This window comes from Methylobacterium sp. E-065 (assembly GCF_022829605.1).
Lineage (GTDB): Bacteria > Pseudomonadota > Alphaproteobacteria > Rhizobiales > Beijerinckiaceae > Methylobacterium.
Window position 1 is genome coordinate 1 of sequence record NZ_JAKSYD010000123.1, and the last position, 588, is coordinate 588.

The 588-nt window shown below is 68.5% G+C and carries 1 protein-coding gene; it reads left to right on the forward strand.

Annotation, left to right across the window (positions count from 1 at the left end; genetic code table 11):
- Positions 1-588: porin (locus MKK84_RS17115; RefSeq protein ID WP_243921756.1), on the forward strand; the 588-nt coding region annotated here is incomplete at both ends.

The following is a 588-nucleotide window of genomic DNA, read 5'->3' on the forward strand; positions in this document are numbered from 1 at the left end:
TCGGCCCAGCTCTCGGCCGCCACCCACGAGCTGAACGTCGGCAACCTCTCGACCGCCGCCAGCACCGGCACCGGTCCGATCGTCGCCCCGGCGCATACCCGCAACGTTCAAGGGTTCGCGGTCCAGGGCGGCCTGAAGATCAACACCCCGTTCATCGCCCCGGGCGACGCCCTGTACCTGCAGGGTGCCTACGGCGAGGGCGCGCAGCTCTACACCGGCTACTCCGCCTACACCGGCTCGTACACGCAGAGCACCACGACCATCCAGGGTCAGAAGTTCGCCCAGTACTTCTCGGACGCGACCATCAACCCGTTCACCGGCCAGCTGCAGACCTCGACCAGCTTCACGGCGGTCGCGTCGTACCTGCACTACTGGTCGCCGGAATGGCGCTCGGCCTTCTTCGGCTCCTACGGCGAGCAGAGCTTCGGCCAGGGCGCACGCCTCGCCAAGGGCGCGATCTACAACCTCGTGAGCGGTCTGGCCGGCAGCAACCCGTTCGGCGCCAACGCCGTCGGCACGCCCGGTACCCGGTTCTTCAACCTGAGCCAGGCCCTGCGCGACACCTACCAGTTCGTGGCGGGTGGCAGC